General features: G+C 65.2%; 29 protein-coding genes. 16 read left to right on the forward strand and 13 right to left on the reverse strand.

Annotated elements, in window-relative coordinates; genetic code table 11:
• Position 1 precedes the first annotated feature (1 nt).
• The 4 genes from FHR95_RS13810 to FHR95_RS13825 all read left to right on the forward strand — a co-directional run bounded on the left by FHR95_RS13810 (position 2) and on the right by FHR95_RS13825 (position 1,879).
• The gene (locus FHR95_RS13810; RefSeq protein ID WP_183314850.1) at positions 2–289 is read left to right on the forward strand and encodes a hypothetical protein; all 288 of its coding nucleotides are present in this window, start codon (positions 2–4) and stop codon (positions 287–289) included.
• Between the two features lie 129 nt (positions 290–418).
• Entirely contained in the window at positions 419–994 is a 576-nt protein-coding gene (locus tag FHR95_RS13815; RefSeq protein WP_052448639.1) for a DinB family protein, read from the forward strand.
• Positions 994–1,479 carry a DUF302 domain-containing protein gene (locus FHR95_RS13820; RefSeq protein WP_183314851.1) on the forward strand — a complete coding sequence of 162 codons (486 nt, stop codon included), beginning with the start codon at positions 994–996 and terminating at the stop codon, positions 1,477–1,479. Before FHR95_RS13815 ends, FHR95_RS13820 begins: the two co-directional genes overlap by 1 nt.
• Positions 1,480–1,516: 37 nt before the next feature.
• Entirely contained in the window at positions 1,517–1,879 is a 363-nt protein-coding gene (locus FHR95_RS13825; protein ID WP_040184593.1) for a hypothetical protein, read from the forward strand.
• A 22-nt stretch (positions 1,880–1,901) separates the two neighbouring features.
• On the opposite strand, the gene FHR95_RS13830 is transcribed toward FHR95_RS13825, so the two are convergent.
• Positions 1,902–2,567: a DUF3047 domain-containing protein gene (locus FHR95_RS13830; RefSeq protein ID WP_183314852.1), complete on the reverse strand. Its 666-nt coding sequence runs from the start codon at positions 2,565–2,567 to the stop codon at positions 1,902–1,904.
• A 139-nt stretch (positions 2,568–2,706) separates the two neighbouring features.
• Between FHR95_RS13830 and FHR95_RS13835 the strand changes: the two genes are divergently transcribed.
• Together FHR95_RS13835 and FHR95_RS13840 are read left to right on the forward strand one after the other, a co-directional pair.
• Positions 2,707–2,973 (forward strand): hypothetical protein, encoded by a 267-nt coding sequence (locus FHR95_RS13835; protein ID WP_040184595.1) that lies wholly within the window; start codon positions 2,707–2,709, stop codon positions 2,971–2,973.
• Positions 2,974–3,089: 116 nt separating this feature from the next.
• Positions 3,090–3,548 carry a DUF302 domain-containing protein gene (locus FHR95_RS13840; RefSeq protein WP_183314853.1) on the forward strand — a complete coding sequence of 153 codons (459 nt, stop codon included), beginning with the start codon at positions 3,090–3,092 and terminating at the stop codon, positions 3,546–3,548.
• Positions 3,549–3,575: 27 nt separating this feature from the next.
• On the opposite strand, the gene FHR95_RS13845 is transcribed toward FHR95_RS13840, so the two are convergent.
• From FHR95_RS13845 to FHR95_RS13860, 4 genes are all read right to left on the reverse strand, one after another.
• Positions 3,576–3,779, reverse strand: a complete 204-nt coding sequence (locus FHR95_RS13845) for a zf-HC2 domain-containing protein (RefSeq protein WP_040184597.1) — start codon at positions 3,777–3,779, stop codon at positions 3,576–3,578.
• Entirely contained in the window at positions 3,776–4,354 is a 579-nt protein-coding gene (locus FHR95_RS13850) for a sigma-70 family RNA polymerase sigma factor (protein WP_183314854.1), read from the reverse strand. The genes FHR95_RS13845 and FHR95_RS13850 overlap by 4 nt, the downstream gene beginning before the upstream one ends.
• 399 nt (positions 4,355–4,753) lie before the next feature.
• On the reverse strand, positions 4,754–5,401 hold the full coding sequence (locus FHR95_RS13855; RefSeq protein WP_183314855.1) for a TIGR04282 family arsenosugar biosynthesis glycosyltransferase: 648 nt from the start codon (positions 5,399–5,401) through the stop codon (positions 4,754–4,756).
• On the reverse strand, positions 5,391–6,083 hold the full coding sequence (locus FHR95_RS13860; RefSeq protein ID WP_040184600.1) for a TIGR04283 family arsenosugar biosynthesis glycosyltransferase: 693 nt from the start codon (positions 6,081–6,083) through the stop codon (positions 5,391–5,393). Before FHR95_RS13860 ends, FHR95_RS13855 begins: the two co-directional genes overlap by 11 nt.
• Before the next feature lie 239 nt (positions 6,084–6,322).
• On the opposite strand from FHR95_RS13860, the gene FHR95_RS13865 reads away from it, so the two are divergent.
• Positions 6,323–7,057, forward strand: a complete 735-nt coding sequence (locus FHR95_RS13865) for a C40 family peptidase (RefSeq protein ID WP_183314856.1) — start codon at positions 6,323–6,325, stop codon at positions 7,055–7,057.
• Positions 7,058–7,086: 29 nt separating this feature from the next.
• Here FHR95_RS13865 and FHR95_RS13870 read toward each other — a convergent pair whose 3' ends face one another.
• The 4 genes from FHR95_RS13870 to FHR95_RS13885 form a co-directional block, all read right to left on the reverse strand.
• On the reverse strand, positions 7,087–7,722 hold the full coding sequence (locus tag FHR95_RS13870) for an ATP-binding cassette domain-containing protein (RefSeq protein WP_183314857.1): 636 nt from the start codon (positions 7,720–7,722) through the stop codon (positions 7,087–7,089).
• Complete coding sequence (locus FHR95_RS13875) at positions 7,719–9,434, reverse strand: ABC transporter permease (RefSeq protein ID WP_246378603.1); 1,716 nt, start codon at positions 9,432–9,434, stop codon at positions 7,719–7,721. The genes FHR95_RS13870 and FHR95_RS13875 overlap by 4 nt, the downstream gene beginning before the upstream one ends.
• On the reverse strand, positions 9,434–10,672 hold the full coding sequence (locus tag FHR95_RS13880; protein WP_183314858.1) for an ABC transporter substrate-binding protein: 1,239 nt from the start codon (positions 10,670–10,672) through the stop codon (positions 9,434–9,436). Before FHR95_RS13880 ends, FHR95_RS13875 begins: the two co-directional genes overlap by 1 nt.
• A gap of 66 nt (positions 10,673–10,738) precedes the next feature.
• Positions 10,739–11,839: an aminoglycoside phosphotransferase family protein gene (locus FHR95_RS13885; protein WP_183314859.1), complete on the reverse strand. Its 1,101-nt coding sequence runs from the start codon at positions 11,837–11,839 to the stop codon at positions 10,739–10,741.
• A gap of 182 nt (positions 11,840–12,021) precedes the next feature.
• On the opposite strand from FHR95_RS13885, the gene FHR95_RS13890 reads away from it, so the two are divergent.
• From FHR95_RS13890 to FHR95_RS13920, 7 genes are all read left to right on the forward strand, one after another.
• Positions 12,022–12,771 carry a c-type cytochrome gene (locus FHR95_RS13890; RefSeq protein ID WP_183314860.1) on the forward strand — a complete coding sequence of 250 codons (750 nt, stop codon included), beginning with the start codon at positions 12,022–12,024 and terminating at the stop codon, positions 12,769–12,771.
• Positions 12,772–12,999: 228 nt separating this feature from the next.
• A complete protein-coding gene (locus tag FHR95_RS13895) occupies positions 13,000–14,439 on the forward strand; it encodes an NfeD family protein (protein WP_183314861.1) in 1,440 nt (479 codons plus the stop codon).
• 63 nt (positions 14,440–14,502) lie between these two features.
• A complete protein-coding gene (locus FHR95_RS13900; protein ID WP_040184607.1) occupies positions 14,503–15,306 on the forward strand; it encodes a slipin family protein in 804 nt (267 codons plus the stop codon).
• Positions 15,307–15,722: 416 nt separating this feature from the next.
• A complete protein-coding gene (locus FHR95_RS13905) occupies positions 15,723–17,213 on the forward strand; it encodes a SulP family inorganic anion transporter (RefSeq protein ID WP_183314862.1) in 1,491 nt (496 codons plus the stop codon).
• A gap of 64 nt (positions 17,214–17,277) precedes the next feature.
• Entirely contained in the window at positions 17,278–18,132 is an 855-nt protein-coding gene (locus FHR95_RS13910; protein ID WP_183314863.1) for a universal stress protein, read from the forward strand.
• Positions 18,133–18,319: 187 nt separating this feature from the next.
• A complete protein-coding gene (locus tag FHR95_RS13915; RefSeq protein WP_183314864.1) occupies positions 18,320–18,661 on the forward strand; it encodes a TraR/DksA family transcriptional regulator in 342 nt (113 codons plus the stop codon).
• 48 nt (positions 18,662–18,709) lie between these two features.
• Complete coding sequence (locus FHR95_RS13920; RefSeq protein ID WP_183314865.1) at positions 18,710–19,072, forward strand: RidA family protein; 363 nt, start codon at positions 18,710–18,712, stop codon at positions 19,070–19,072.
• Positions 19,073–19,105: 33 nt separating this feature from the next.
• Here the strand turns inward: FHR95_RS13920 and FHR95_RS13925 are convergent, their stop codons facing one another.
• The 4 genes from FHR95_RS13925 to FHR95_RS13940 form a co-directional block, all read right to left on the reverse strand.
• Entirely contained in the window at positions 19,106–20,629 is a 1,524-nt protein-coding gene (locus tag FHR95_RS13925) for an ABC transporter permease subunit (RefSeq protein WP_343065221.1), read from the reverse strand.
• On the reverse strand, positions 20,626–21,387 hold the full coding sequence (locus FHR95_RS13930) for an ATP-binding cassette domain-containing protein (RefSeq protein ID WP_183314866.1): 762 nt from the start codon (positions 21,385–21,387) through the stop codon (positions 20,626–20,628). The genes FHR95_RS13925 and FHR95_RS13930 overlap by 4 nt, the downstream gene beginning before the upstream one ends.
• The gene (locus FHR95_RS13935) at positions 21,387–22,241 is read right to left on the reverse strand and encodes a putative selenate ABC transporter substrate-binding protein (protein WP_183314867.1); all 855 of its coding nucleotides are present in this window, start codon (positions 22,239–22,241) and stop codon (positions 21,387–21,389) included. The genes FHR95_RS13930 and FHR95_RS13935 overlap by 1 nt, the downstream gene beginning before the upstream one ends.
• A 73-nt stretch (positions 22,242–22,314) precedes the next feature.
• Complete coding sequence (locus FHR95_RS13940; protein ID WP_040184614.1) at positions 22,315–23,187, reverse strand: MurR/RpiR family transcriptional regulator; 873 nt, start codon at positions 23,185–23,187, stop codon at positions 22,315–22,317.
• 229 nt (positions 23,188–23,416) lie between these two features.
• Between FHR95_RS13940 and zwf the strand changes: the two genes are divergently transcribed.
• Together zwf and pgl are read left to right on the forward strand one after the other, a co-directional pair.
• Positions 23,417–24,928: a glucose-6-phosphate dehydrogenase gene (gene zwf / locus FHR95_RS13945; protein ID WP_183314868.1), complete on the forward strand. Its 1,512-nt coding sequence runs from the start codon at positions 23,417–23,419 to the stop codon at positions 24,926–24,928.
• Positions 24,929–24,944: 16 nt separating this feature from the next.
• A complete protein-coding gene (pgl, locus tag FHR95_RS13950) occupies positions 24,945–25,613 on the forward strand; it encodes a 6-phosphogluconolactonase (RefSeq protein ID WP_183314869.1) in 669 nt (222 codons plus the stop codon).
• Positions 25,614–25,622: the final 9 nt, after the last annotated feature.

Below are 25,622 nucleotides of genomic sequence, written 5' to 3' on the forward strand. Positions count from 1 at the left end.
CATGACACTGCAAGATGAGAAGCGTCGTAGTCTGCTGAGTCGTCTTAGCCGTCAGCTGGGCTATACGGCACCGGCACTCGCTCTGGTTGCCAGCGGAGCGGCCTTCCAGGCCGTGGCCGGTGAGACCGCCACCGAGCTTGGATACACCAACGGCCAGGAGGCGCCCCTGATGTTGGCCGAGGCCCATGCTGAGGGTGGTGCCGAAGCCGAAGGTGAGGCCGAAGGAGAAGAAGAAGCAGAAGGCGAAGGCGAAGGCGAAGCGGAAGGCGAAGGTGAAGCGGAGGGATAAGCCTGACGCTGCCCGTCTGCATGGAACCAGGTCCGTCACCTCGGTGGCGGCCTGGCCCCGGCCGTCTTCCATACGCCGCCTTGCGGCCATCACTGACGTACCCACAGTGGACCTCACAGGATACCCGTCATGACATCACGCCACCCCCAGCCGTCTTCTGATACGGCGCGTCTCGTCGAGGAGAACCTGCTGTCCCTTGCCCAGTTGAGGGACATGGTCGGGTCTCTTTCCCCCGACATCTATCAACAGGCGTTCGGCGAATACGGCCGTCATACGCTGGGCAAGCACGTGCGCCATATCATCGACCATTACGATGCGCTCCTCGACGGTCTCGACCGCGGAGAAGAGTTCATCGACTACGAGCATCGCCGGCGCGATGCGGTTCTCGAGCAATGGCCACAGCACGCTGCAAGCCATCTGGCGGGGCTCGAGACACGGCTAACGTCAATGGTTAGTGGGCCTGCGCCGGACGCGCTGACCCTGGGCTACCCCATGGACGATACAAGGCTCTCCCTGGCCTCCAGCCTGGAGCGTGAACTTGCCTTCCTGACCAGCCACAGCATTCACCATATGGCGATCATTGCTCTCTTGGCTGAGCAGGCGGGCATCCATCTGCCCGAGTCATTTGGGGTACATCCCTCCACCCTTCGCCACTGGCAGCGGACGTCCGTGAAGCAGGCACTGTCCTCACGGAGGAGTGCCTGATGAAACGCGTGATATTGGCAACATGGCTGCTGACCCTGATCCTGGCAGCCCCGTTGGCCGCTGCTCCGCGCTGGCCCGACCAGGGGTGGCAGGTGGCTTCCACTTCGCTGGCCTACGACGAAATGCTGGCGGCGTTGCGAGAAGCCGTCGAGGCCGAGGGCATGTTCGTGGTCACCGAGGCAGGGCCCACCGAGGCCGCCGCGAACCGCGGCATCAGCATTCCCGGCAATCGGGTCGTCGGTGTGTTTCGCAATGACTTTGCCGTTCGTATTCTGCGGCTTAGCGTGCCGGCGATGATCGAAGCCCCCATGCGCTTCTATGTCACCGAAAATGACGACGGCAGCGCCACCCTTGCCTGGAAGACCCCGACTCATCTGCTGTCGCCCTACATGGACGCGGGCGGGCAAGAACTGGAATCGGTGGCGCGCGAACTCGATGACCTGTTTGCCGCTATTGCAAAACGCGTTGCCGAGGTGCCGAAGTAGCCTCGCGCGCTCCCTACCGATGAATTCGGAGGCTGTCATGTCTCGTGAACCCTCGGCGCCGCATCCGGTTCCCTCACGAGAGGCGACGCTCGCCGAGGCGCTGTTGATGATGATGGCAGTTTTGCCGGTGCTGTTTTCGGCCTACGTCAGCCTGTCGACGGGTGATGGACACTGGTTTCAGCGGTCCGGTGGCTTGATGGTGCTGTTCTCTGTCGGCGTCGAGTACCACCGCAAATACTTGCTGCGCTGTCTTGAATCTGGCACCCCCTCCTGGCTGGTCGCGTCCAGCCGTCCGGCAAGGTTGGTCACGCGTTTCTGGCGCGCCGTTCCCTTCATCTGTTACCTCTCCATCGTGGTCGGGACCCTCATATGGAGCTACGGTGATCTGTTGTTTACCTGACGAGCTCTCGCATCGAACATGTTCAGGGGCAGGCGGGCGGTTCGGAACTTGTAGAGAAGGCTAGGTGCGTGAACCAGGCCGTGGCATCGACATCAGCATTATCGCCATCGCTCATCAGGGCGAGGCCATCGATATGTGCCGGCCGACTCCCGAAGAGCCGCTGATAATCCTCGCGAACATTGCGCACTTCCGCCACCCATTCGCCCACATGCGCATCACCACTCTGCAGGGCCAGCAGCTGAGCGCGTGACGTGAAGGCATTGGGCCAGTCCGACCCTGCTGGCTGGCTCGAGGCCCAGACATAGTTCACCGACTCGACCTGCCAAGGGAGGAGGCCTGTCTTGCGGGCCACATAGACCCTGGCGGGATAATCGTCACCCGATTTTTGCGTCTCGTCGAGACCTTCATGAATTCCCGATACCCGCCAGCACCAGTGCAGATAAGGCGTGTCGCGAAGGTCGATCTCACGCTCCAGATATTTCGCCGAGGCCTGTTGACGAGCGCTGGCCTGGAGGACGCGAGTGCCCTCTCGCTCGACAACCCGATACTCGGTTTCACCCTCGAAGCTGCGCGTCGGCCAATTGTGGATATCATCTGGCGAGAACGTTAGCTCATCTGCTGCGATGCCCGGCCCTGTGGCCAAGGTTGTCAGTGCCATCAGACAGCAGGGAACAAAGGGGCGGTTCATCGGATAGGTTGCTCCATTAGCTTCCGTGAATAGCGATTATTTTAAGCCGAATATATCGTAAGGATCATGGTCCTATATACACCAAGATTCAAGACCTAGTTAAAGGTCTTCTATTAGTTGATAGTCACGAGGTGTAGCCATGAAAATTCAAATCGTAACGTTGACCATGATGACCCTAATGCTGAGTGCCGGCCCCCTAATAGCGATGGATTCTGAATTTCGAGAGAAGCGTCACGAGGCGCTACATGAGGAAATCAAAGGCGCATCCCAAAAGGCGCAGCGCCCCACCGAGCAGCAACGCAAAAGAGAGCTCAGTCAGCGTGGTGATGGGCAACATCGCCACGTAGATGAAGATTGGCAGAAATGGGAGCAGACGCGTGAAGCCCTGCGCTATTGGTGGCGCTAACCCTTAGCCGCTTGGCGATCATTCCCGGACCTGATCCTTTAGGTCCGGGTTCCTTGCCTTGCGACCGGGGCTCGGCCATCCTGACGGGACATCCGCTGAAAGCGTGAGGAGGTACCATGTGGAAGACACTGATCGGAACGGCGATGACTATCGTTGTGGCCATGCCGCTGATGGGGCAGGCGGAGGAGCATGGCGTTAGGTATCTGCAGTCAAGCGACGATATCATGCATGTCGAGCAGCGGCTGCGTGACGCCATCGAGGAGAAAGGGCTGACCCTCATGAGTGTGGTCGATCACACCGCCAATGCAGAGGGCGTGGGACTATCATTGCCGATGACCCGCACCTTCATCTTCGGCAATCCAAAGGTGGGAACGCCGATGATGCAGTGTCAGGGAAGTATGGCGCTGGATCTGCCACAGAAGATGGTGGTGAGGGAGACAGACGAGGGTGTCAGGCTGGAGTGGAATTCACCGCATTATATGGCCGAGCGCCATGCCCTGGAAGAGTGCGACCTGCCACTGGACAAGGTTGCCGGTGTGCTAGAGGGCGTGGCAAGCGCTGCCGCCGGCCAGTGAGAGCAGAAGAATGCAATTGACGGGCCTTCAGCGCCCGTCATCGTCCTGCTCGGGGTCATGCTCCGGGCCGAATCGCTTGCCGGCCTCATGAAGCAGCGTGAACTGTCTGTCGCACTCTCGGCAAGCGCTGCACATGGAGAGGTGTAACCTCAGGGACACCCGTTCCTGGAAGGTGAGAGGTCGGTCCTGCTTGAGGGACATCAACCGGGTCGCTTCCTTGCACATCATCATGCGGTTTCCTCCTTCAGCCACCCTTGCTCGATGCAGGCCCTGAGGCGCAGGCGGGCGCGATGCAGTATCACCCAGCAGTTGTTCTCCTTGATCCCTAACTCCTTGCAGATATCGTCGGTGGAGAGCCCCATCAGCTCGCGTAGGGAGAACACCCTGGCGGCATTGTCCGGCAGGGCGATCATGCAGGCATCGAAGACCTGCCAGAAGTGTTCGGTCTCGAACGCTGCCTCGGGCTCTCCCCAGCTTGAGGGTCGAGCACTCGCCTGCCAGCGGCCACTCTGCTGGAACTGCCGGTCGATGGCATCGTCGCCTTCCTCCTCCTCGAGGGGTTGCCAGCGCCCATGACGCTTCTGGGCGCGCATGGCGTCGAGGATCTTGTACTTGAGGATGCCGAAGACCCAGGTCTCGTAGCCGGAACGTCCGGCGAAGCTTTCATTCTTTTCGATGGCGGACATCATTGCCTCCTGTACGGCATCCTCAGCCTGGCTTCGATCACGCAAGTGCATGAGGGCGAAGGAGACCAGACGTGGCCTCACAGCCGTAAGTCGTTGTAGTCTTTCTTCTTTTTCGCTCATCTGCGAGTTCCTCGTTCCCTGTGCTGATGCTTGGGCCGGATTCAGGCCAAGTTTAGCAGCTGGTATCAGCCAGGGTACAGGCTCTCCAGGTTGTGTCGTGATTGGCAGGATTTTCTTACAGGAGGTACGGGGTTTTTTCTTTAATACCCGCGTCAATGCCGTCAAGGTTATGCCGATTTTTTCTTGAGGAAAATGCCGAATCTTTGATATTTGTTAGGTCATAGCTAGGGTGTGGCAGGTGTCTTTATTGCTCCAATGTGAGCGTTGAATTCGGGAGTTATAATTGACATTTCTCGGTTGTTAAAGGCGAATTAATACCACATCAAGTTATCATGAAAACTCAATATTCGGGGATATCCATGACCATGGCAGCGTATGTGGTTGGGCAGTGTTTTCCTGTCATCGATAACGCCCCTCCGACATCAACATCGGGTTGGGAAGCTTCGCCAGCCGATCAAGGTCCTCAGGCCTGTCCACATCCCACAGGCGGGCGGGGCAGGCCAGTCGCCAGCCCAGCATCGCGAGACGCTCGCGCGTCTGCGACATGACGCGATTCGTGCCCCAGTCGATGGCCGCGAAGAGGCGGCGGTCGGCGCGGCGCAGACCAACCAGCGCATAGCCGCCGTCCTCGACCGGCAGGAAGACGGCGTCGGCGTTCATCAGGGAAGCCTGGCAGCGTTTGAGCAGGGCCGGGGTGAGCGCCGGGCAGTCGCTGCCGATCAGCAGTCCTGGCGCCTCCATGGCCTCCAGGGCGTGGACCATGCGCTCTCCCAGACCGCCTTCTGGTTGGGCGCGAAGCCGGATACCATGCTTCTCGGCCAGTTCCTGGAACAGCGGATGGCCATGGTCCAGGGCCGTCCACAGGGTGATGCGTTGCGGGGAGATCGCCGCGAGAGCAATGTCCAGTGTGTGGCGCACCAGCCGCTCATGAAGCCGGCAGGCCCCCTCAGCGCCCAGCGCCGGCATCAGACGCGTTTTCACTTGGCCAGGAATCGGCGCCTTGGCCAGTATCGCCAAGGGAAAATCCTCACCGGCATCAGCGCACATGGCGATACGCTCGAGCCAGATCATCCGCCGGCGTGCCCCGCCAATATCGCCAGCGCAACTGCCACATCAGCAGCAGGGTCCGCCAGGCACCCGCTCGCTCCCAACGCCTTCCTGAGCTCGTCACCCTGGCGCGCAGGCAGGACGGCGATGATTGGTGCTTGAGCCGGCGCGACATCTCGATGTCCTCCATCAGCGGCTGGTCGGGAAAGCCGCCCGCGGCGGCAAAGGCCTCGCGGGTCATGAAAATTGCCTGGTCGCCGGTGGCGATGCCCGTTAGGCGCGAGCGCAAGTTCATGGCCCAGGCGATGATCGGCAGCAACGGATGACGCCCTTCCAGACGGACATCGAAACGCCCCCAGCAGTGTTCACTCGAGAGGGCCGAAGCAATCAATCGATCGGCGTCCCGCGGGAGTCGCGTATCGGCATGCAGAAACAGCAGATGGCCTGCGCGGGCCTCGCGAGCCCCCGTATTCATCTGGCGGGCCCTTCCTGCCTCGCTGACGATGACGCGCGAGGCCAGGGAAGATGCTCGGGATACTGTCTCGTCGAGGCTGCCCCCGTCCACGACCAGTAGTTCCACGCCCTGGGCGTTCCACGGCGACAGCTGGGCTAGCAGTGCTTCGATGGTAGCTGCTTCATCCAGCGTTGGAATGATGATGCTGAGCTTCGCTGTGTCCGCCATGCCGAAAGTCCTCCTGGCCGATGCGTATCTCGGCGCGCTGGTGCCTTGAGTCGGACCGTTCGCTGCCTCCTTACAAGGCGGCAGTGGCTGTCTGGCCTGTAAGGCATTATTAGACGATACGACAGAGACACAGAGCCGCCGATACCCGGGACAAGAGAAGGGCAGGCCATGAGGCCGCTATACGCCTGGTGGCTGGTCCTGGTGTCATCCATCTCCTGAGTCGCCGGAGGGACCCCTCGATGTCCAATATGCTTGAGCGCTGCGGCTATGGTCTCGGTTGTTGGCTCTCCTGTCCCAGGCCCTGGCTCAGCCCTCCATTTCCCGTCGACGAGGGCGTACCGGCATGCCTTGAGCCTGGTGACGTTCTGCTGGTCGAGGGCTCCTCGAGGATCAGCACGGTGATCAAGTACCTGACGCAGTCCACCTGGTCGCATGCTGCGCTCTATGTCGGCGAGGGCGCCTGCCCCGGCGTCGCAGCCCCGACTCATGGCGGCCACTTTGTGGAGGCGGACCTGGCCGAAGGGGTACGGGTAGTGGGGTTCGAGGAGTTCGAGGGCTACCCGCTGCGCATCTGTCGTCCGGTAGGCCTGGGGCATCAGGACCTCGAGCGCTTGATCGCTTTTGCCTGTGGGCGAGTGGGACACCGTTATGACCTGCGTAACATCCTCGACCTGGCTCGCTACCTGCTGCCCTTGCCGCCCCTGCCCACTCCCTGGCGGCGACACATGCTCGGGCTGGGCAGCGGTGATCCGACCCGGGCGATTTGCTCGACACTGATCGCCGAGGCTTTCCAGTCGATTCGCTATCCGATCCTGCCGATTCCCGTCGCGGGAGAGGCGAAAGTGTTCCAGCGCCGCCACCATACCCTGTTTACCCCGCGGGATTTCGATCTTTCCCCTTGGTTCGCGGTCGTCAAGCCCGAATTGCACGGCGGTTTCGACCCTCACGCCTTGCACTGGGAGGACTCGGCCTGACCATCTGGAGGGTCAGGGGCCGGAGCGTCTCAGTGAGCCAGCTCGATCACCCGTCCGCCGGCTTCCTCGGCGTCTTCCCGGTCGTGAGTCACCAGCAAGCTGGGCAGGCCGGCCTCGTGCAGACGGTCGAAGACCAGCCGACGCATCTCGTGACGCAGGTGGGTGTCGAGCTTCGAGAAGGGTTCGTCGAGCAGTACCGCGCAGGGGGCCGACAACAGCAGCCGCATCAGCGCCACCCGGGCCTTCTGACCACCCGAAAGGGTCGCCGGGTCGCGGGCACCGAAGCCGGCGAGGCCGATGTTGCCCAGGGCCTGCTCGACGCGAGCGGTCTTGTTGGCGCCGGCCCTGGGCATGCCGAAGCGCAGGTTGCCGGCCACCGAGAGGTGGGGGAAGAGCAGTGGGTCCTGGAACAGCAGGCCGATGCCGCGACGTTCGGCCGGCAGACCGCTGATGTCGCGGCCGTCGAGTAGCACCCGACCGCGGGCCTGAAAGGCGGGAGCGAGGAAGCCGGCGAGATAGGCGAGCAGGGTCGACTTGCCCGAGCCGGAAGGGCCCATGACGGTGAGGACCTCGCCGGGACCGATCTCGGCATCCAGCTCGACCAGGGTTTGGCCTTCCAGGCTGATGCAGATGTCACGAAGTTGTAGGCGATGAGTGGCGTTCATGGGGCTCCCTGCATGCCACGGCGATTCGACCATAGCAGCTTCGGCAGGCCGATCGCGATAATGAATCCCACCAGGGGCAGGCAGGCCTGGACCAGTGCCCAGACCCCGATCACCCGGCGGTTATTGCCGGCGGCCAGCGAGACCGCCTCGGTGGTCACGGTGGTCACCCGTCCACCCGCCAGCAGCTGGGTGGGCAGGTACTGACCGATACTCACCGCGAGCCCCACGGCCACGGCGGTGAGAATCGGCGCCAGCAGCATCGGCAGGCGTACCCGCCAGAAGGCCCCGTTGCGGGAGGCACCCAGCGTCAGTGCTAGGCGCGACCAGCGTGGATCGAAGCGCCGATAGGCCTCGGAGAGCGAGAGAAACACGTAGGGCAACACGAACAGCAGGTGGCCAAAGGTGACCAGAGCGTGGGTCGGTCGGGTACCGAGCTGCTCCATGACCACCACCAGGCCGAACAGGAAAGCGATCTGCGGGACGATCAGCGGCAGGTAGAGCAGCCACAGGGCCCGTGAGGGGTGTCGGCCGCTGCGCTGCTCGTTTTCCAATGCCGCCAGCGCCAGGGCTGCGGCGATGAGTGTTGAGGCTACGGCGACCAGTGCCGTCGAGGCGATCGGGCCGGCGAGCGCGGGCAGCGCCCGGGCCCAGTGTGCGAGCGTCGCACTTGTTGGCAGGAGATCGGGAAAACGCCAGAAACCGGCCACGGAGTGGATCGCCAGGCCGGCGATGCCGGCGAAGGCGATCACCGTGACCAGCACAACCCACAGCTTGCCGGCGATATGCAGGCTGGCTTCGCCCCGCCGCCGCCCGCCGCGAATGACCCAGCCACGCATCAGCCTGGCCACGAGCCGCTCCAGTGCCCACCAGATCATCAGCGCTGTGGCGGTGACGCCGAGCTGCAGGATCGCCCCGGCCGAGGCCAGGAAACGCGTCTCGAGATCGGGGTCGCTGAACCAGGTGAGGATCGAGACGGCAAGCGTAGGAGGCAAGGTGGGGCCGAGGATCATCGCCACATCCACCACTGAGGAGGCGTAGGCGATCACCGCGAACACCGGCAGGCGGATCAGCGGATACAGCGACGGCGCGACCACCTTCCACCAGGCCAGCGTCGGGCGGTAGCCCAGCGAGCGCGCCATGGCGACGCGTCGTTCGGTGTCGAGCTGGGGCAGGGCTGCCAGGCTCATCAGCAGCAGGAAGGGAATTTCCTTGATCACCAGCCCGGCGATCAGCGACAGCCCCCAGGGATCGTGGACGATCAGCAGGTCCGGCGGACGCTCCCAGCCGGTCAGCCCCGGCGAGGCGAGTCGCGCGACGAGCCCCGAGGGGGCGATCAAAAAGGCCAGCCCGAAGGCCGCGGCAGCATGGGGAATGGAGAGTAGCGGCGAGACTAGCCGACGGATCCAGCGGTCGAGCCGACTGCCGCTCGCGGCGGCCAGGAAGAGCAGCACCACCGCCAGCGAAATGGCGGTGGCGAGCAGGCCGCTGGCCAGGCTGATGGCGGCCGAGCGCCAGATGCCGGGCTCGGCAAACAGCGCTCGCCAGGGGTCGAGGGATAGGCGCTCACCGCCCAGCGCCGGCAGATAGCCAAAAGCCGGCAGCAGGGCCATGGTCAGGCCGGCAAGGATTGGCGCGACCAGCAGGATGACGATCAACACCGGGGCCAGGCGCAGCATCAGCGAGCCCTCGTCGCGGGGATGGTCGGTGGCCATCAGTCGCCGATGTAGCGGGCCTGCCAGGCGTCCTGAAGGGCCGTCATCCAGCTGGGGTGCGGTTCGGGTAGCGTCTTCTGCAGGGCCCCTGCCGGCAGCATTGCCGGGTTGCTGTCGTCCAGGGTAAACAGGTCGCGGCTCTGGTCATCGAGGCGGGCCAGATCCAGCACGGTGCGATCTCCCCAGACGTCGAGATCCTGCTTGTGTGCCTGGGCCTCGGGCGAGAGCAGGAAGTCGGCGACCACCATGGCGCCGGCCTTGTGGGGCGAATTATAGGGTATCGCCACGAAGTGCACGTTGCCCAGGGTGCCGCTCTCCGGCACGTAGCTGCGGGTGCTTTCCGGCAGTTCGAAGTCGGCGACCGCCGCCGCCGGCTCCGAGGGGGTGAAGGTGAAGGCCAGCGCCAGTTCACCGTTGCCCATCAGGCTGCGCATCTCGGGGCCGGTTGCGGGGAACTGCCGACCGCTGCGCCACAGGTGGGGATGGAGAGCGTCCAGGTAGTCCCAGAGCGGTGCGGTAATGGCGGCAAAGTCGCTCTCCGCGACCGGCGCGTAGAGTGCCTCGTGCTCGTCGGTGAGCTCGATCAGGGCCTGCTTGAGGAAGGTGCTGCCGGTGAAGTCGGGGATGCGCGGATAGGTGAAACGCCCGGGATTGGCCTCGGCCCATGCCAGCAAGGCATGGATATCCTGCGGGGGGGCTGCAACCTCCTGGCTATCCCCGCGGAGCTCATGGCTATCATAGTAGAAGGTGATCTGTGCCCGGCCCCAGGGGGACTCGTAGCCCTCGGTGGGCAGGGTAAAGTCGGTGACCACTTCGGGATTGTGCTCGGGGTGGGTGAGCGCGAAGTTCGGCAAGGTCTCGGCGAAGGGGCCGAACAGCAGCTCGTTGGCCTTCATGGCGGCGAAGTTTTCGCCATTGATCCAGATCAGGTCGACATTGCCGTCGTCATGGTTGCCAGCCTGCTTTTCCGCCAGCACCCGCGAGACCGCCTCGCTGGTGTCGCCGACCTTGACATGGGTGAGGGCAATATCGAACTGCTCCTCGACCTGCCCGGCCACCCAGTCGATATAGTCGTTAGTGCGCTGCTCGCCGGCCCAGGCATACCAGTAGACGGCCTGGCCACGCGCCTCGTCGAGTACGGCCTCCCAGTCGGCCGGGGCGGGTGCGGCCTGCAGGGCCGTAGCGGGGAGCAGCAGCGTCGGCACAAGGGCGGCGAGCCGGGGAAAGAGGGTGCGCATCGCAGGTTCCTTGGGTCAGGGAGACGTTGAGAGGGATGTTGTCCGCGCTCGGGCATGCAGCGAGGGTCACTCGTGAGTACCGGGAGAGAGCAGGCGTGCCAGCTGGCGGTTCTGGTCCCGGACATGCTCGATCACGGCCACGGAAAGGTAGTGGTCGACCCGGTCGCGCACGTGGGCGACCAGGGCATCGTCGCTCAGCTCGGCGGCCCAGTCCTCACCGCGGGCATCGGCGTCCCGGGAGCGAAGGTTACTGGCTCGCCACTTCGCGCACCAGGTCAGCGACCACAGCCACATGGCCCGCCGGCACGCCAGCAAGGTGTCGAGGTCGCCGTCGAAGTCAACGGCGGCACTCCAATGGCGATAGAAGGCGGCCACCTCGGCGGGCAGCAGCTCGGTTCGGCTCTTGAGGTCCCAGGTCGTCGAGGTATAGAGGCTGGCGTGGGCCAGGTCGAAGCCCACCAGGCCGTAGCGACATTTCTCCAGGTCGACCAGCACCGCGCGTCCTGATTCGGTGACCAGGAAGTTACCGGGATGGGCGTCGAAGCTGATCAGCCGCGGCTCGGCGCCCCGCTCGGAAGGCAGCCGTTCTGGCAGGGCGGCCAGCTCGGCCTCGATCAGCGCTCGGGCGTCGACATCCAGTTCGGCCTGGTCGAGAAAGCGTGCCTGGTCCCTGACCTCCGCCAGCATCGCCGCCCAGGGGTCGGCGGGGCAGAGAAGCGGCGGGCGCGCCTCGGCATCGGGCACGTCCAGTACATGGAAGCTGGCCAGCGCCTCGGCGATGTCGGGCAGGTCACCCGGGAGTCGCGCCGGGCGACCCCGGATGGCACTGACCAGCAGCCCGCCACGCGGCAGCATCCGGTCGGGCGGGAGGATGCCGTGCAGGGAGGGGGCATGGCCGCCCTGGCTGGCGCGTTCGAAGCAGGCCGCCTGGTAGGCGAGGTTGGCGGCGGGATCGAGTCGCATCTGGCTCTGCTTGGGTAATCGCGCCACCCAGTCGATCTGTTCCCGCTCGAGCCACACATGGTGATGGGCCAGGCCCGTATCGGCCATCGGGTGCATGGCGTGTATGTCTGCATCGTGGCCAGCGCGACGCAGCGCCTGGCCCAGTGGTTGGCAAAGATCCGGTCGGGCCCGTGGCGAGGCGGTAGGAATGGCGGTCTCCGGCATGATGCTCCTCGTTGTGTAGGCCAGCGATGAGGGATGGTCGCATTAGCTGGGTATTCCTTACATCGCCTTGGAGGGCTGCGCGTGTAAGGCCGAGCTGGGCAGTGCGACACAGCGATAGCGCTGATCAGTTGAAGATGGCGTCAGCGTTCTCACGAGGCACAAACACAACAAGGGGTGAAATCATGTCACAGCACGACGATAAACGCCGCAGGCTCCTGGGTCGTCTGAACCGTCAACTCGCGTATACGGCACCGCTGCTCGCCCTGGTGGCCGGGGGCGCCGTGTTTCAGGCATCGGCAAGCAATGACGCCGCCGTTGCCGGCTTTAGCTCACCCGATGATGCTTCCCTGATGCTGGCCAGCAATCATGCAGAGGGCGCTGCCGAGGGTGGGGCGGAAGGCCAGGCCGAAGGTGAGGCGGAAGGCGAAGCTGAGGGAGAAGCGCAGGGCGAGGCAGAAGGCGAGGCAGAAGGCGAGGCAGAAGGCGAGGCCCAGGCAGAGGGTGAAGCGGAAGGCGAAGCCGAAGGTGAGGCCGAGGGTGGCGACAGCGCCGCGGTGGCAAGGCCCGAGGGGTATTCGCCGGCCTACAGCGAAACCGGCAATAACCCCCAGGAGATGCTGGCCCGCGGCGAGGAACTCTATTACGACACCTCCTTGAGCAGCAATGGGCTCGCCTGCGCAAGCTGCCACGGCAGTGACGGTCAGGACATGGGCTACAACCCGACCTTCGAACAGCCCTTCCCCCATCAGGTGGCGATGGCTGCCAACCAGTTCGGCATGTCGGACGTTCACGCCGACGAGATGGTGCAGATCTGCATGGTAGCGCCGATGGCGGCCGAGCCGCTCGAGTGGGGCAGCGAGGAACTGACCTCTCTGGCGGCCTACATGGTGGAAGTGCAGAAGCGTGTCGCCGGAGAACCGCATGATCTCTGAGCCTGGCTTGCGGCGCTGAACGCGCCTACCTATTCGGCTCGCCTCCGCCTCGGTTTTCGGGCCCACCCGTGGGTGGGCCCAGCTGTCTGCGCGGAGGGCATCTCCTTTCCTCCGACCGGCGGCAGCTGTTGCCGCCCCACGGCCAAGTGCCTACGCTGATATCGGTAATGACTGAACCACTCTTCCCCATGAGGTTCTCAAAAGCAGGCACTGAAGGGCGAGCACGAGATGATAAATCCAGATCGCAGGGGCATGGCCGGGCGCATCCTGATGCTGGCAAGCCTGCTCTGTCTAACGCTCGGTGCGCTGCTGGCCTGGCAGGTCCAGGCGCAACAGGACGAGCGCACGGCCCTGGTGATGACGGTCGACGATGCCATCGGGCCGGCCATCAGCGACTATTTTCAGCGGGGCCTGGAACTCGCCGAGGAGCGCGACGCTGAGCTGGTCGTGGTGGAGATGGATACCCCCGGCGGGCTCGATGCCTCGATGCGCTCGATGATCAGTGCCATGCTTGCCTCCCCCGTTCCTGTCGCCATCTATGTCTCCCCCTCGGGCGCTCGGGCCGCCAGTGCCGGCACCTATCTGCTCTATGCCAGCCATGTGGCAGCCATGGCGCCGGCCACCCATCTCGGCTCGGCCACTCCGGTGCAGATGGGGGGTGGTGGCCTGCCTGGGCTAGGCGGCGAAGAAGAAGCGGAAGGTGAGAGCGAGTCTGCCGGGGAGGAAGGCGCCGATGCGGACGCCGCAGACGAGGCGGCTGAAGACGAGCCCCGCCGCGGCGAGACGGCCATGGAGCGCAAGGTGCTGGAGGACGCGGTGGCCTATATCCGCTCGCTTGCCGAGCGCCATGGCCGCAACGCCGACTGGGCGGAGCAAGCCGTGCGGGAGGCGGTCAACCTCACCGCCCGGGAGGCCCTGGAGCAGAACGTCACCGATGTGGTGGCCACTGACCTGGACGACTTGCTGGCCCAGATCGACGGACGCACGGTGGTGATGGAGGATGGCGAGCGCACCCTGGCTACCGCGGATCTGGTCATCGAACGCTTCGATCAGGACTGGCGTACCAAGCTGCTGGCCGTGATCACCAACCCCAACGTCGCCTATTTTCTGATGATCATCGGCTTCTACGGGCTGATCTTCGAGCTGTCTAATCCGGGCAGCCTAGTGCCAGGGACCATCGGCATCATCTCACTGCTGCTGGCGCTGTTCGCCTTCCAGGTGCTGCCGGTCAACTACGCTGGGCTGGCGCTGATTCTGGTGGGGCTGGGGCTGATCGTGGGCGAGGCACTGATGCCCAGTTTCGGCATTCTCGGGATAGGCGGCATCGTCGCCTTCGTGATCGGATCGGTGATGCTGATGGACGCGGACAACCTGAATATCTCGCTGCCGATGATCGGCGGCATCGCCCTGCTGGCGGCGGGTCTGATGCTGTGGGTGATGACCCGCTTCATCGGGCTGCGTCGACGCGCTCCGCGGACCGGCCAGGAGGAACTCGTCGGCAGCGAGGCTTTGGTCCTCGAGGACTTCGAGGGCAAGGGGCATGTGCGGTTGATGGGCGAGCGCTGGAATGCGCGCAGCTCACAGCCGCTGAGCCGCGGGCAGACGGCGCGCGTAACCGCCGTCGAGGGGCTGACCCTGATAGTGGAGCCACTCGATTCAGCGTCCTGAGGCCGCGGCACGTTTCCCGGCGCCGGGCACTCCGACGCCGGCCACATTGAAGGAGAGCAAGCCATGTTGATTTCCTATCTCGTTCCGGTCGTCCTGCTGGTCCTGCTGCTGGCGGCGTCGATCCGCATCCTGCCCGAGTACAAGCGCGGGGTGGTGTTCTTCCTCGGCCGCTTCCAGTCGGTAAAGGGGCCGGGCCTGCTGATCATCATTCCCGGCATCCAGAAGATGGAAGTGGTCGACCTGCGGGTGATCACCATGGATGTGCCGGAGCAGGACGTCATCTCCCAGGACAACGTCACCGTCAAGGTCAATGCGGTCCTCTACTTCCGGGTGGTGGACCCGGAGAAGGCGATCATTCAGGTGGAGAATTTCGTCAACGCCACCAGTCAGCTGGCCCAGACCACCCTACGCTCGGTGCTCGGCAAGCATGACCTCGACGAGATGCTCTCCGAACGTGACAAGCTCAACGATGACATCCAAGAGATCATCGACAGTTCCGCGGAGAGCTGGGGCATCAAGGTGGCCAACGTGGAGATCAAGCACGTCGACCTCGATGAGAGCATGATCCGTGCTATTGCCCGCCAGGCCGAGGCCGAGCGTGAGCGGCGTGCCAAGGTGATCCACGCCGAGGGCGAACTGCAGGCCTCCAAGAAGCTGGTCGAGGCGGCCAACGTGATGGCCGAGAACTCCGCCGCGCTGCAGCTGCGCTACCTGCAGACCATGAGCGACATGAGCAACAAGAACGCCTCCACCATCGTCTTCCCGCTGCCCATGGACATCATGGAGGCCTTCAAGCACATGAATGCCTCGCCCGCTGCCAGGGCCCGCACCGGAGGGGCGGCGCCGGATGATGCCGACGCTTCCTGATCCTGCCCCGCCACGGCTAGCCGGTCGTGGCATTCCGTGCCGTGGCGGCCCGGATGCAGCGCCTTGGCATCTCTGCTAGACTCCTGCGCTCTTGTCGGGTGCATTGATTCGACGTTCGTCCGATGACGCCCCACCGATGCCGAGCATGGGAACCCGCAGAACATGATGACTCCCCTGGCAGGGCTGGCCACGCCGCCCTAGCGCACCCTCCCTATTTCCTGGCGATACCACCGTTACCGGTGCGTCATCGCGCGACATCACGCTGATGTCGCGGCCGCCTCTGCGCGCCACCCGGCGGCTTCCGCCCTCTCCTGAATGTGCCATCGGCGATCGCCCCCAGCGCGGCGCCGGGCAGGGCAGCGCATGGCAGGACCCGACGCCCCATGGCCCACCCACCCCCCTGACTGGACCGCAGCATGTACGAGAAAATGAAACTGAGTTGGTTCTCCAACCTCAAGGGCGACACGCTCTCGGGCATCGTCGTCGCCCTGGCATTGATCCCCGAGGCCATCGCCTTCTCGATCATCGCCGGAGTCGACCCCAAGGTCGGCCTCTACGCTTCCTTCGCCATCTGCGTGATCATCGCCTTCGCCGGCGGGCGCTCGGGCATGATCTCGGCGGCCACCGGGGCCATGGCGCTGCTGATGGTCACCCTGGTCAAGGAGCACGGCCTGCAGTACCTGCTGGCCGCCACCCTGCTCACCGGCGTCTTCCAGATCCTCGCGGGCTATCTCAGGCTCGCCGAACTGATGCGTTTCGTCTCGCGCTCGGTGGTCACCGGCTTCGTCAATGCCCTGGCGATCCTGATCTTCATGGCCCAGCTGCCCGAGCTCACCGGTGTGACCTGGCACGTCTACGCCATGACGGCGGCCGGCCTGGCCATCATCTACGGCTTCCCCTACCTGCCGGTAGTGGGCAAGCTGCTGCCATCGCCGCTGGTCTGCATCCTGGCGCTCACCGCGGTCTACATGCTGACCGGCATGGAGATCCGCAGCGTCGGTGACATGGGCGAGTTACCGGACAGCCTGCCGGTCTTCCTGTGGCCTGAGGTCCCGCTCAACCTCGAGACGCTGATGATCATCCTGCCCTACTCGCTGATGCTGGCGGTGGTGGGGCTGCTGGAGTCGATGATGACCGCCACCATCGTCGACGACCTGACCGACACCAAGAGCGACAAGAACCGCGAGTGCAAGGGCCAGGGCATCGCCAACATCGGCGCCGGCCTGATCGGCGGCATGGCGGGCTGCGCGATGATTGGCCAATCGGTGATCAACATCAAATCCGGCGGTCGCCGTCGCCTGTCGACCCTGATCGCCGGCGTGGCGCTGCTGCTGATGGTGGTGTTCCTGTCCGACTGGGTTTCCCAGATTCCCATGGCCGCGCTGGTGGCGGTGATGATCATGGTTTCCATCGGTACCTTCAGCTGGGAGTCGATCCGTGATCTCAGCAAGCACCCGATGAGCACCAACGTCGTGATGCTGGCCACCGTGGCCGTCACCGTGGGCACGCACAACCTGGCGATCGGCGTCTTTGTCGGCGTGTTGATTGCCGCCATGAATTTTGCCAACAAGGTGGGCAACATCCTCTATATCGGCAGCGACGAGGCCGAGGAGGGCAGTCGTCGCATTTACACGGTAGTGGGCCAGGTGTTCTTCGCCTCCTCCGAGCGATTTGCCGAGGCCTTCGACTTCAAGGAGACGGTGCAGAAAGTGACCATCGATCTGTCGCGCGCCCATTTCTGGGACATCACCGCCGTCCAGACCCTGGACCGGGTGGTGATCAAGTTCCGTCGCGAGGGCACCGAAGTGGAGCTGATCGGCCTCAACGAGGCCAGCGCCACGATTGTCGATCGCTATGCGGTGCATGACGACCCCGAGGCCGTCGAGAAGCTGATGGGCGGCCATTGACCTGCCCGAGGCATGATGTAGAACGTGAACAGATGACCCGATACGCCAGTTTCAGGACACGATGATGACAGAACAGGTGATGGCCGCCATCGACGGCTCGAAGTTCTCGGAAGGAGTGTGCGACTACGCCGCCTGGGCCAGCCAGGCGCTGGGGGCACCGCTGACCTTCCTGCACGTGGTGGACAACCACCCTCAGACCGCGGAGGCGGATCTCTCCGGCAATATCGGGCTCGGGGCTCGCGAGCACTTGCTCGAGGAGCTCTCCCACCTGGACGAGCAGCGCGCCAAGGTGGCCCAGGAGCAGGGCCGGCTGATGCTCAAGGCGGCCCGGGAGCGAGCCGTCGAGGACGGCGTGGACGATCCGGCCGGGCGCCAGCGCAACGGCACCCTGGTGGAGACGCTCGAGGAGCTGGCCGACGAAATCCGCCTGCTGGTGGTGGGCAAGCGTGGTGAAGCGGCCCACAAGGCGAGCGACCACCTCGGCTCCAATCTCGAGCGAGTGGTGCGCACCCTGCACCGGCCGATCCTGATGGTGCCCGACAGCTACCGGAAGCCCGAGAAGGTGATGCTGGCCTTCGACGGCAGCAAGACCACCCGCAAGGGGGTGGAGATGCTGGCCCAGAGTCCGCTGTTCGACGGTATCCCCGTACACGTGGTGATCGTCGGCGCCGAGACCGGCGACAACCGCTCCCAGCTCGACTGGGCGCTGAAGACGCTGCGTGACGCCGGTCACGAGGCCGAGGGCGCCATCCGTGCCGGGGAAGTGGAGGCGACCCTGCGCGGTTACCAGGAGGAGAACGGCATCGACCTGCTGGTGATGGGGGCCTATGGCCATTCGCGCATCCGCCACCTGCTGGTCGGCAGCACCACCACCACCATGCTGCGCAAGGCCAGCGGGCCCGTGCTGCTGCTGCGCTGATTGCCATCGCCTGCGCCATTTGACGCCGGCCCCGGGCCGGCGTGTCGTGACAGGCATGACGTGAGTGCGGCCGCAGGCCCACGGTGGCAAGATGGAGCCGCACGCGGCCTAAAGCCTCACAGGATATCAGCCCTGCGTTGACGGTGGCGTGCCAGCTGACCCGATAGTCCCGGCAATGGAGGCGCTGATGAACCATCCCGAGCTGGAGATGGACGCCGTGGTGAGGCGCTTGCACGCGCTGCGCGACGAGCTGCTCGCGCAGAGCGATGCCAGCCGTGACTCCCGCGATACCGTGATGCTGGATCAGACCTCGGTGGGGCGGCTGTCGCGCATGGATGCCCTGCAGGGGCAGGCCATGGCCAAGGCCGAGGAGCAGCGGCGCCAGCTGGCGTTGCGCCGCATCACCGGGGCCTTCGCGCGCATCGAGAAGGGCGAATATGGCGAGTGCATCGAGTGTGGGGAGTGGATCGGCGCCAGGCGCCTGGAAGGGGATCTCCTGGTGCTGAAGTGTATCGATTGTGCCGAGTGACGACCGAGCGTCACGCGGCAGCAACCTGACCAATGGAGAGCGACCACGATGAGCATCGAGCGACATGACACCGAGGCGCGCATGAGCCGCGCGGTGATTCACAATGGCATGGCCTGGCTGTGTGGCCAGGTGGCCGGCCCCGAGGCCCGCCATGGCGACATCACCGAGCAGACCGAGAGCATGCTCGAGCGCCTCGATGCGCTGCTCGCCGAGATTGGTTCCAGCCGCGAGCATCTGCTCTCGGCGACCCTCTACCTCAAGGACGGCCATGACTTCGCCGCCATGAATGCCGTCTGGGATGCCTGGGTACCGGCCGGTCATGCGCCGGCCCGCACCTGCGTCTGTGCGCCCATGCCCGCCGATGAGTTGAAGGTGGAGATCACCGTCACCGCCCTGGTGCCGGGCCGCTAGCCGGCAGGGTGCCGCGATGCCTTCTGTCAGCGGCTAGCGCTGGCAGGGGTCATCGATGATGGCGGTCTCCTGCGGCCGCAGCCGTCGTGAGAGGGCGTCCACGGCGATATTGAGGGCCGCGGTGACCAGCAGCAGGAAGAAGGCCACGTCGAACATCAGGTACTCGAAGTTCGCGTCGATGTAGTAGCCCAGGGTGGCCACCCCCAGCATGCCCAGAATCGCCGTCTCGCGCAGGATTACCTCGGCGCGGTAGTAAAGCAGCGCCAGCATCCCCGGGTAGAGCCGTGGCAGCAGCTCATAGGCCAGCCGGCCCGTGGCGTTGATCCCCGGCATGCCGGGGGTGATGGCATCCGCATGGCGCGCCACCAGGAAGGCGATCAGCGCGCCGTTGTGCAGCGCCAGCGCCAGCCAGGCGGGCAGCAGCGACGGCCCCAGCAGCAGCAGGAAGAAAAACGCCAGCATCAGCTCGGGGGTCGAGCGCAGAAAGACCAGCAGGCCCCGCCCGGCCAGCCGGGTCGCCGGATTGCCGAAGTGGCGACAGGCCAGCGGCCATAGCGTCAGGGCGACCAGCAGGGCCCCCACGCTGCCCAGTAGGCCGAGCAGCAGGGTATTGCCGATGGCCGGGCCCAGGTCGGGGATGCGGGCCAGCCACGCGATCAGGCCGCGCCAGTCGCCCTCGAGCAGCGCCGGCGGCCAGATGTCCTGGCTGACGAAGCGCCACAGCAGGCCGCCCTCCAGCGCCGGCCAGGGTCCCAGCAGCAGAGCGCCGCCGAGTGCCAACAGCGGGATCATCCGCCGGTGGCCCCACCAGGGCAGGCTGGCGATCAGCAGGTAGAACAGCCACAGCACGGCGCCGGCCTCATGGTAGCGCCCCTCACGGAAGGCGGTCTCGAGCTGGAAGCCCAGCGTCGGCAGGCCGACGAAGCCCAGCAGCACGCTGGCGCGCAGCGCGCACTCGAAGCGATAGCGTGTGTAGGCGGCGAGCCGGGTCCAGGCCAGCGGCAGTTCGGCATAGAGGAAGCGCGATAGCCGCCCGGCGCCTTGTGGCAGGGCATCGCTGGGGGCGGCGGGTATCTGCTCGAGGATCTCGGCATAGACCTTGGCGAAGATGCCGGCATAGGGTATCGCCAGGGCCATCAGGGCGGTGGCGGCGGAGAGGCCGAACACCTGCAGGAAGAGCAGTGCCCAGAACAGCTCATGGATCGCTCGCACGAAGGCGCAGCCGGCGCGGACCAGCCGCGAGTGGGCGAACAGCAGGGCCAGCGGGAAGCCCAGCACGATCCCACCCAGCGTGCCCCAGAGGGCCACGGCCACGGTCAGGCCCAGCGCCTCCAGCGGTGACTCCAGCCTCCCCCAGGCGGGCCAGGCCAGCCCCTGCGCAATGCGCCCGAGCTCTGCCCAGGGGTCGCGGGTCAGCACCGCCAGATCGGCGAAGGGCACCAGCACCACCGCCAGCGCCACCAATGTCAGGCTGTGGCGGGCCAGCCTCAGACCGGTCGTGTCGCCATGCCACCAGTGTCGGCCGTGGCGCGGCCTTCTGATCAGGCTTTCACTCACGGCCGCCCCCGCGCGCAGGGCAGCGCCTCCGGGTCGGGCATTGGCAGGGACCTGTCCTCACGGGGCGTCTCGGCGGAAGCATCGGCATCGGGATAGAGGCCGTCCAGATCCGCCAGGGTCAGTTCGTGCGTCGGCGCATCGATCACCAGCCGGCCATCCCGCAGGCCCCATACCCGGTCGAAGTGGCTGAGGGCCAGCTCGCGCTGATGGAGCGCGATCACCAAGGTAGCATGGCGCGCCTCGATCAGCGCCAGCAGGCGCAGCGCCTGGTGGGGATCGACGCTGGCCACCGGCTCGTCGCCGAGGAACAGCTCACGCTGCTGGTAGAGCGCCCGGGCGATGGCGACGCGCTGGCGTTGACCGCCGGAGAGCCGGCCGACGGGGCGCCGCATCAGCCCGGTCAGGCCCAGGGCATCGCAGAGCTCGCTGACCTCGCGCCAGGGGCCGGCCAGCGGGCGCACCAGGTTCCACAGGTTGGCCAGCGTCGAATGCTCGGTCAGCCGCCCCATGTAGACGTTGTGATAGACCGCCAGCTGAGGCACCAGGCCGTGCTGCTGGGGGCACCAGGCGGCGCTGTCGTCCAGTCGTCGGCGCAGGGCGCCGAGCAGGGTGGATTTGCCGGCCCCGCTGGGGCCGAGCAGGGCGACGCGCTCACCCGGATAGAGGGCGAGGCTCAGTCGAGACAGCACCACCTGGTTACCATGGCCAAGATCCTCGGCCTCGAAGGCGACCAGCGGCCGACATGGCTCGCCCGCCATCAGCGCAGCAGGCCAAGCTCTTCCGCGACGTCCTCGATGGGGGCATAGAGGGCGTTGTCAGCGGGGATGAAATCCTCGCGAGGGAAGCTTTCCAGCAGCTCGGGGTCATCCATCTCGAGCAGCGCCGAGCGCACCTTGTCGGTGAAGCCGTCGCCGAACTGCTCGTCGACGTCGCCGCGCAGGGTCCAGTTGTAATCCGGGTAGGGTGGCGTGGCCCAGATCACCTCGACCTGGTCGGTATTGACTCGGCCATCTTCCACGGCGGCCTCCCAGACCGTGTAGTTGACCGCGCCCAGGTCCCAGGTGCCGGCTTCTACCAAAGCAATGGTGCGCGAATGGTCGCCGGAGTAGCCGACCCGCGAGAAGAGCGCGTCGGGGGCCTCGTCGAAGCGCTGACGCAGGAAGTGTTCGGGCATCAGTCGGCCGGAGGTGGAGGTGCGCGAGCCGAAGGTCAGGCTCATGCCCTCGATGGCCGCGGGCAGCTCCTCTGCCCGTTCGAGGCCGGTGGAGCGGTGGGCGATGAAGTAGCTCTTGAACTCGGCGTCCTCGCTGCCCTGCGCCACGGCCACCGAGCCTGGCACCAGGCGTCGCGCCTGAACGCCGGAGAGGCCGCCGAACCAGGCCAGCTGGACCTGGTCGTTGCGAAAGGCGGTGACCGTGGCGCCATAGGACTTGACCGGCACGTACTCCACCTCGACGTCGAGGCGCTCCTCGAGGTAGTCGGCGACCTTGGAGAAGCGCTCGACCAGGCGCGACTGGTCTTCGTCGGGAATGGCGGTGAAGCGAAAGGTATCGGCAGCTACCCCCTGGGCGAACAGGGCCAGGACAGAGGTGGAAACGGCAAGCCAGCGCATGTTGATCTCCGCAGTGGACGACAGGCGGGCTATTGTTGTGGCTCGGCGTCGGCCTGGCAAGTCCGCTCGCGCCTCAGCGCGGGGCATCGCGGCCACTCAGGGGGTAGCGTGTCGCCTGCAGGCTGTCCTTGATCTTCTTGAGATGGGGCAGGAAGTCCTCCCCGCGGCGCAGGGTCACCCCGGTGGCCAGGACATCGATCAGCGCCAGCTGGATCATCCGCGAGGTCATGGGCATGTAGTAGTCGGTGTCTTCCGGCGTGGCGACTTCCAGGGTCTCGGTGCATTCGGCGGCCAGCGGTGAATCCGGGGCGGTGATGCCGAGCACCACGGCGCCGTTCTCCCGCGCCAGCCGGGCGATATCGACCAGGTCCCGGGTGCGACCGGTCCAGGAGAGCACCACCACCACATCGCCAGTGTGGCAGGCCGCCGCCACCATGCGCTGCATCAGCACGTCGACATAGGCGGTGACCGGCAGGTTGAAGCGGAAGAACTTGTGCTGGGCATCCTGAGCCACCGCCCCGGAGGCCCCCAGGCCGAAGAAATGCAGCTGCCTGGCCTGGATCAGATAGTCGACCACGCGCTCGATGCGTTCGGGGGTCACCTCGCGGCGGGCCAGGTCCAGGGCGGCGATGGTCGCGCCGAAAATCTTGTTGGTGTACTCGGTGGCGGAGTCACCGGGTTCCACCGCCTGGCTGACGTACGGTGTGCCGCCGGCCAGGCTCTGGGCCAGCTTGATCTTGAAATCCGGGTAACCCTTGGCATCGAAGCTGCGACAGAAGCGGTTGACCGTGGGCTCGCTGACCGACGCCAGCTGGGCCAGGCTGGCGATACTCATGCTGGTGGCCGACGCCGGATCGGCCAGGATGACGTCGGCCACCTTGCGTTCGGAGCGGTTGAGCTCATCGAGCTGCCGGCGGATGCGGTCGAGCAGATCGTGTCGGACCATGGGCGTTGAAGTCTCCGTGACGACGGGGCGCCATCGGCGGCGCGGAAAGATGAAACACGGGTGATGTGGTGATTTAACTACATTATGCTGGTTATACGGCACCGCGCGCAAAGGAGCTGCAGGGAGGGGCGCTGGTGGTTACTCTATTTGTAGTAAACTTACCTTCATTGCTTGCATCAAAGCGCTCCTTTGCGCTATTTTTTAAGTAAGTTAACCAGATGAGACGGATATGACACGACGCAATCGAGCCGGCGAGACCACGTCCAGCGAGGCCGGCAGCACGGAAATCGACCTGGCGCTGTTCGGCGCTCTCGGTGACCTCGCCCAGCGCAAGCTCTATCCGGCTCTCTACCAGCTTGATCGCGAGGGGCTGCTGGACGCCAACACTCGCTTGCTGGGCCTGGCTCGCCAGGAGTATGACCTGGAGAGCTTCCGCAAGCAGGTCGAGAAGGCGCTCAAGACCCACGTCAAGTCGGAGGAGCTCGAACGAGAGTCGCTGGTACGTTTCCTGGCCCGTCTCGACTTCGTGCAGCTCGATTTCACAAAGCCCGAAGGCTATGGCGCCATCCGCGAGTGGCGCCAGCAGGGTCTGTTACGCCCCATGGTGGTCTACCTCTCGGTGGGCGCCAAGATCTATGGCGATATCTGCCGCCACCTCGACGCCAGCGGCAGCCTCGATGAGCAGAGCCGTGTGGTGGTCGAGAAGCCCATCGGCTTCGATCTCGATTCGTCCGCCGAGATCAATGATGCCATCGGTACGGTATTTCCCGAGTCCCGGGTCTATCGCATCGACCACTACCTGGGCAAGGAGACCGTGCAGAACCTCATCGCACTGCGCTTCGCCAATCCGCTGTTCGGCACCCAGTGGAACCAGAACCACATCTCCCACGTGGAGATCACCGTGGCCGAGAAGGTCGGCATCGAAGGGCGCTGGGGCTACTTCGACGAGGCCGGCCAGCTGCGCGACATGGTCCAGAACCACTTGCTGCAGTTGGTCTGCCTGATCGCCATGGATCCGCCGGCCAACCTGGATGCCGACGCCATCCGCGACGAGAAGGTCAAGGTGCTCAAGGCGCTCAAGCCGTTCACCGACGACATGCTGGGCCGCGACGTGGTGCGGGGCCAGTATATGGCCGGCACCTCGGAGGGCCAGTCCGTGCCGGGCTACCTGGAGGAGGAGGGCGCCAATACCGACAGCCACACCGAGACCTTCGTGGCCATGAAGACCGGCGTGGCCAACTGGCGCTGGGCCGGCGTGCCCTTCTACCTGCGTACCGGCAAGCGCATGCCGGAAAAGCTTTCGCAGATCATCATTCATTTCCGTCAGCAGCCGCACTATATCTTCGACCCCGACCAGCGGGGATTGGCTGCCAACAAGCTGGTGATCCGCCTGCAGCCGGAGGAGGGCATCGCACTGGAGGTGCTGACCAAGGACAGCGGTCTGGACAAGGGCATGCGCCTGCGTCGCGGCCCGCTGCATCTCGACTTCAACAGCGCCTTCCCCAAGACCCGCATTCCGGATGCCTACGAACGGCTGCTGCTCGAGGTCATGAAGGGGCAGCAGTACCTCTTCGTGCGCCGCGACGAGGTCGAGCACGCCTGGCAGTGGTGCGACAACCTGATTGCCGCCTGGGCCGACCGCGACGAGCCGCCGCGGCGCTATCCGGCCGGTTCCTGGGGGCCAGTCGCGTCGATCGCCATGATCACCCAGGATGGCCGCAGCTGGTATGAAGACTATTGAGAGCGAGAGAGACGAGATGAGTGATTCCCCCCGCGATCAGCTGGCCATCCAGCTGGCCGAGGCCGTGGCCGAGGCCCTGCGGGTCGACCTGACCCATCAGGAAAACGCCCTGCTGGTGGTCTCCGGTGGCTCGACACCGGTGCCTTTCTTCACGGCGCTGGCGGCCTATGAGCTGCCCTGGGCGCGCGTCCAGGTGACCCTGGCCGATGAGCGCTGGGTGGCCGAGGACGCTGTCGACAGCAATGCCCGCCTGGTACGCGAGCATCTGCTGCAGGGTCCGGCGTCCGCTGCCCGCTTCGTGCCGCTGACCAGCGACGACCCGACACCGGAGCAGGGTGCGGCGGCCGTGGCCGAGCGGGTTGCCAGGCTGGCCTGGCCGGCCAGCGTGGTGATCCTCGGCATGGGGAGCGATGGCCATACCGCCTCGTTGTTCCCCGACAGCCGCGAGCTTGAGCTGGCGCTGGCCACCGATGCCCCGGCGCTGGCGGTGCGCACGCCGAGCCAGCCCCAGCCACGTATCACCCTGAGCGCCGACCGCCTGCACCAGGCCCGCCGTCATGTGCTGCACATCACCGGCGGCGACAAGCGCGACGTGCTGGCCAGAGCGTTGTCCGGTGACGACGTTCGCGAACTGCCGATCCGCGCCTTCCTGGCCTGCCCGCTGGCCACCTACTGGGCCCCTTGAGTTTCTGGA

It is taken from the genome of Halomonas fontilapidosi, assembly GCF_014192285.1.
In the GTDB taxonomy this organism is placed as follows: Bacteria; Pseudomonadota; Gammaproteobacteria; order Pseudomonadales; family Halomonadaceae; genus Halomonas; species Halomonas fontilapidosi.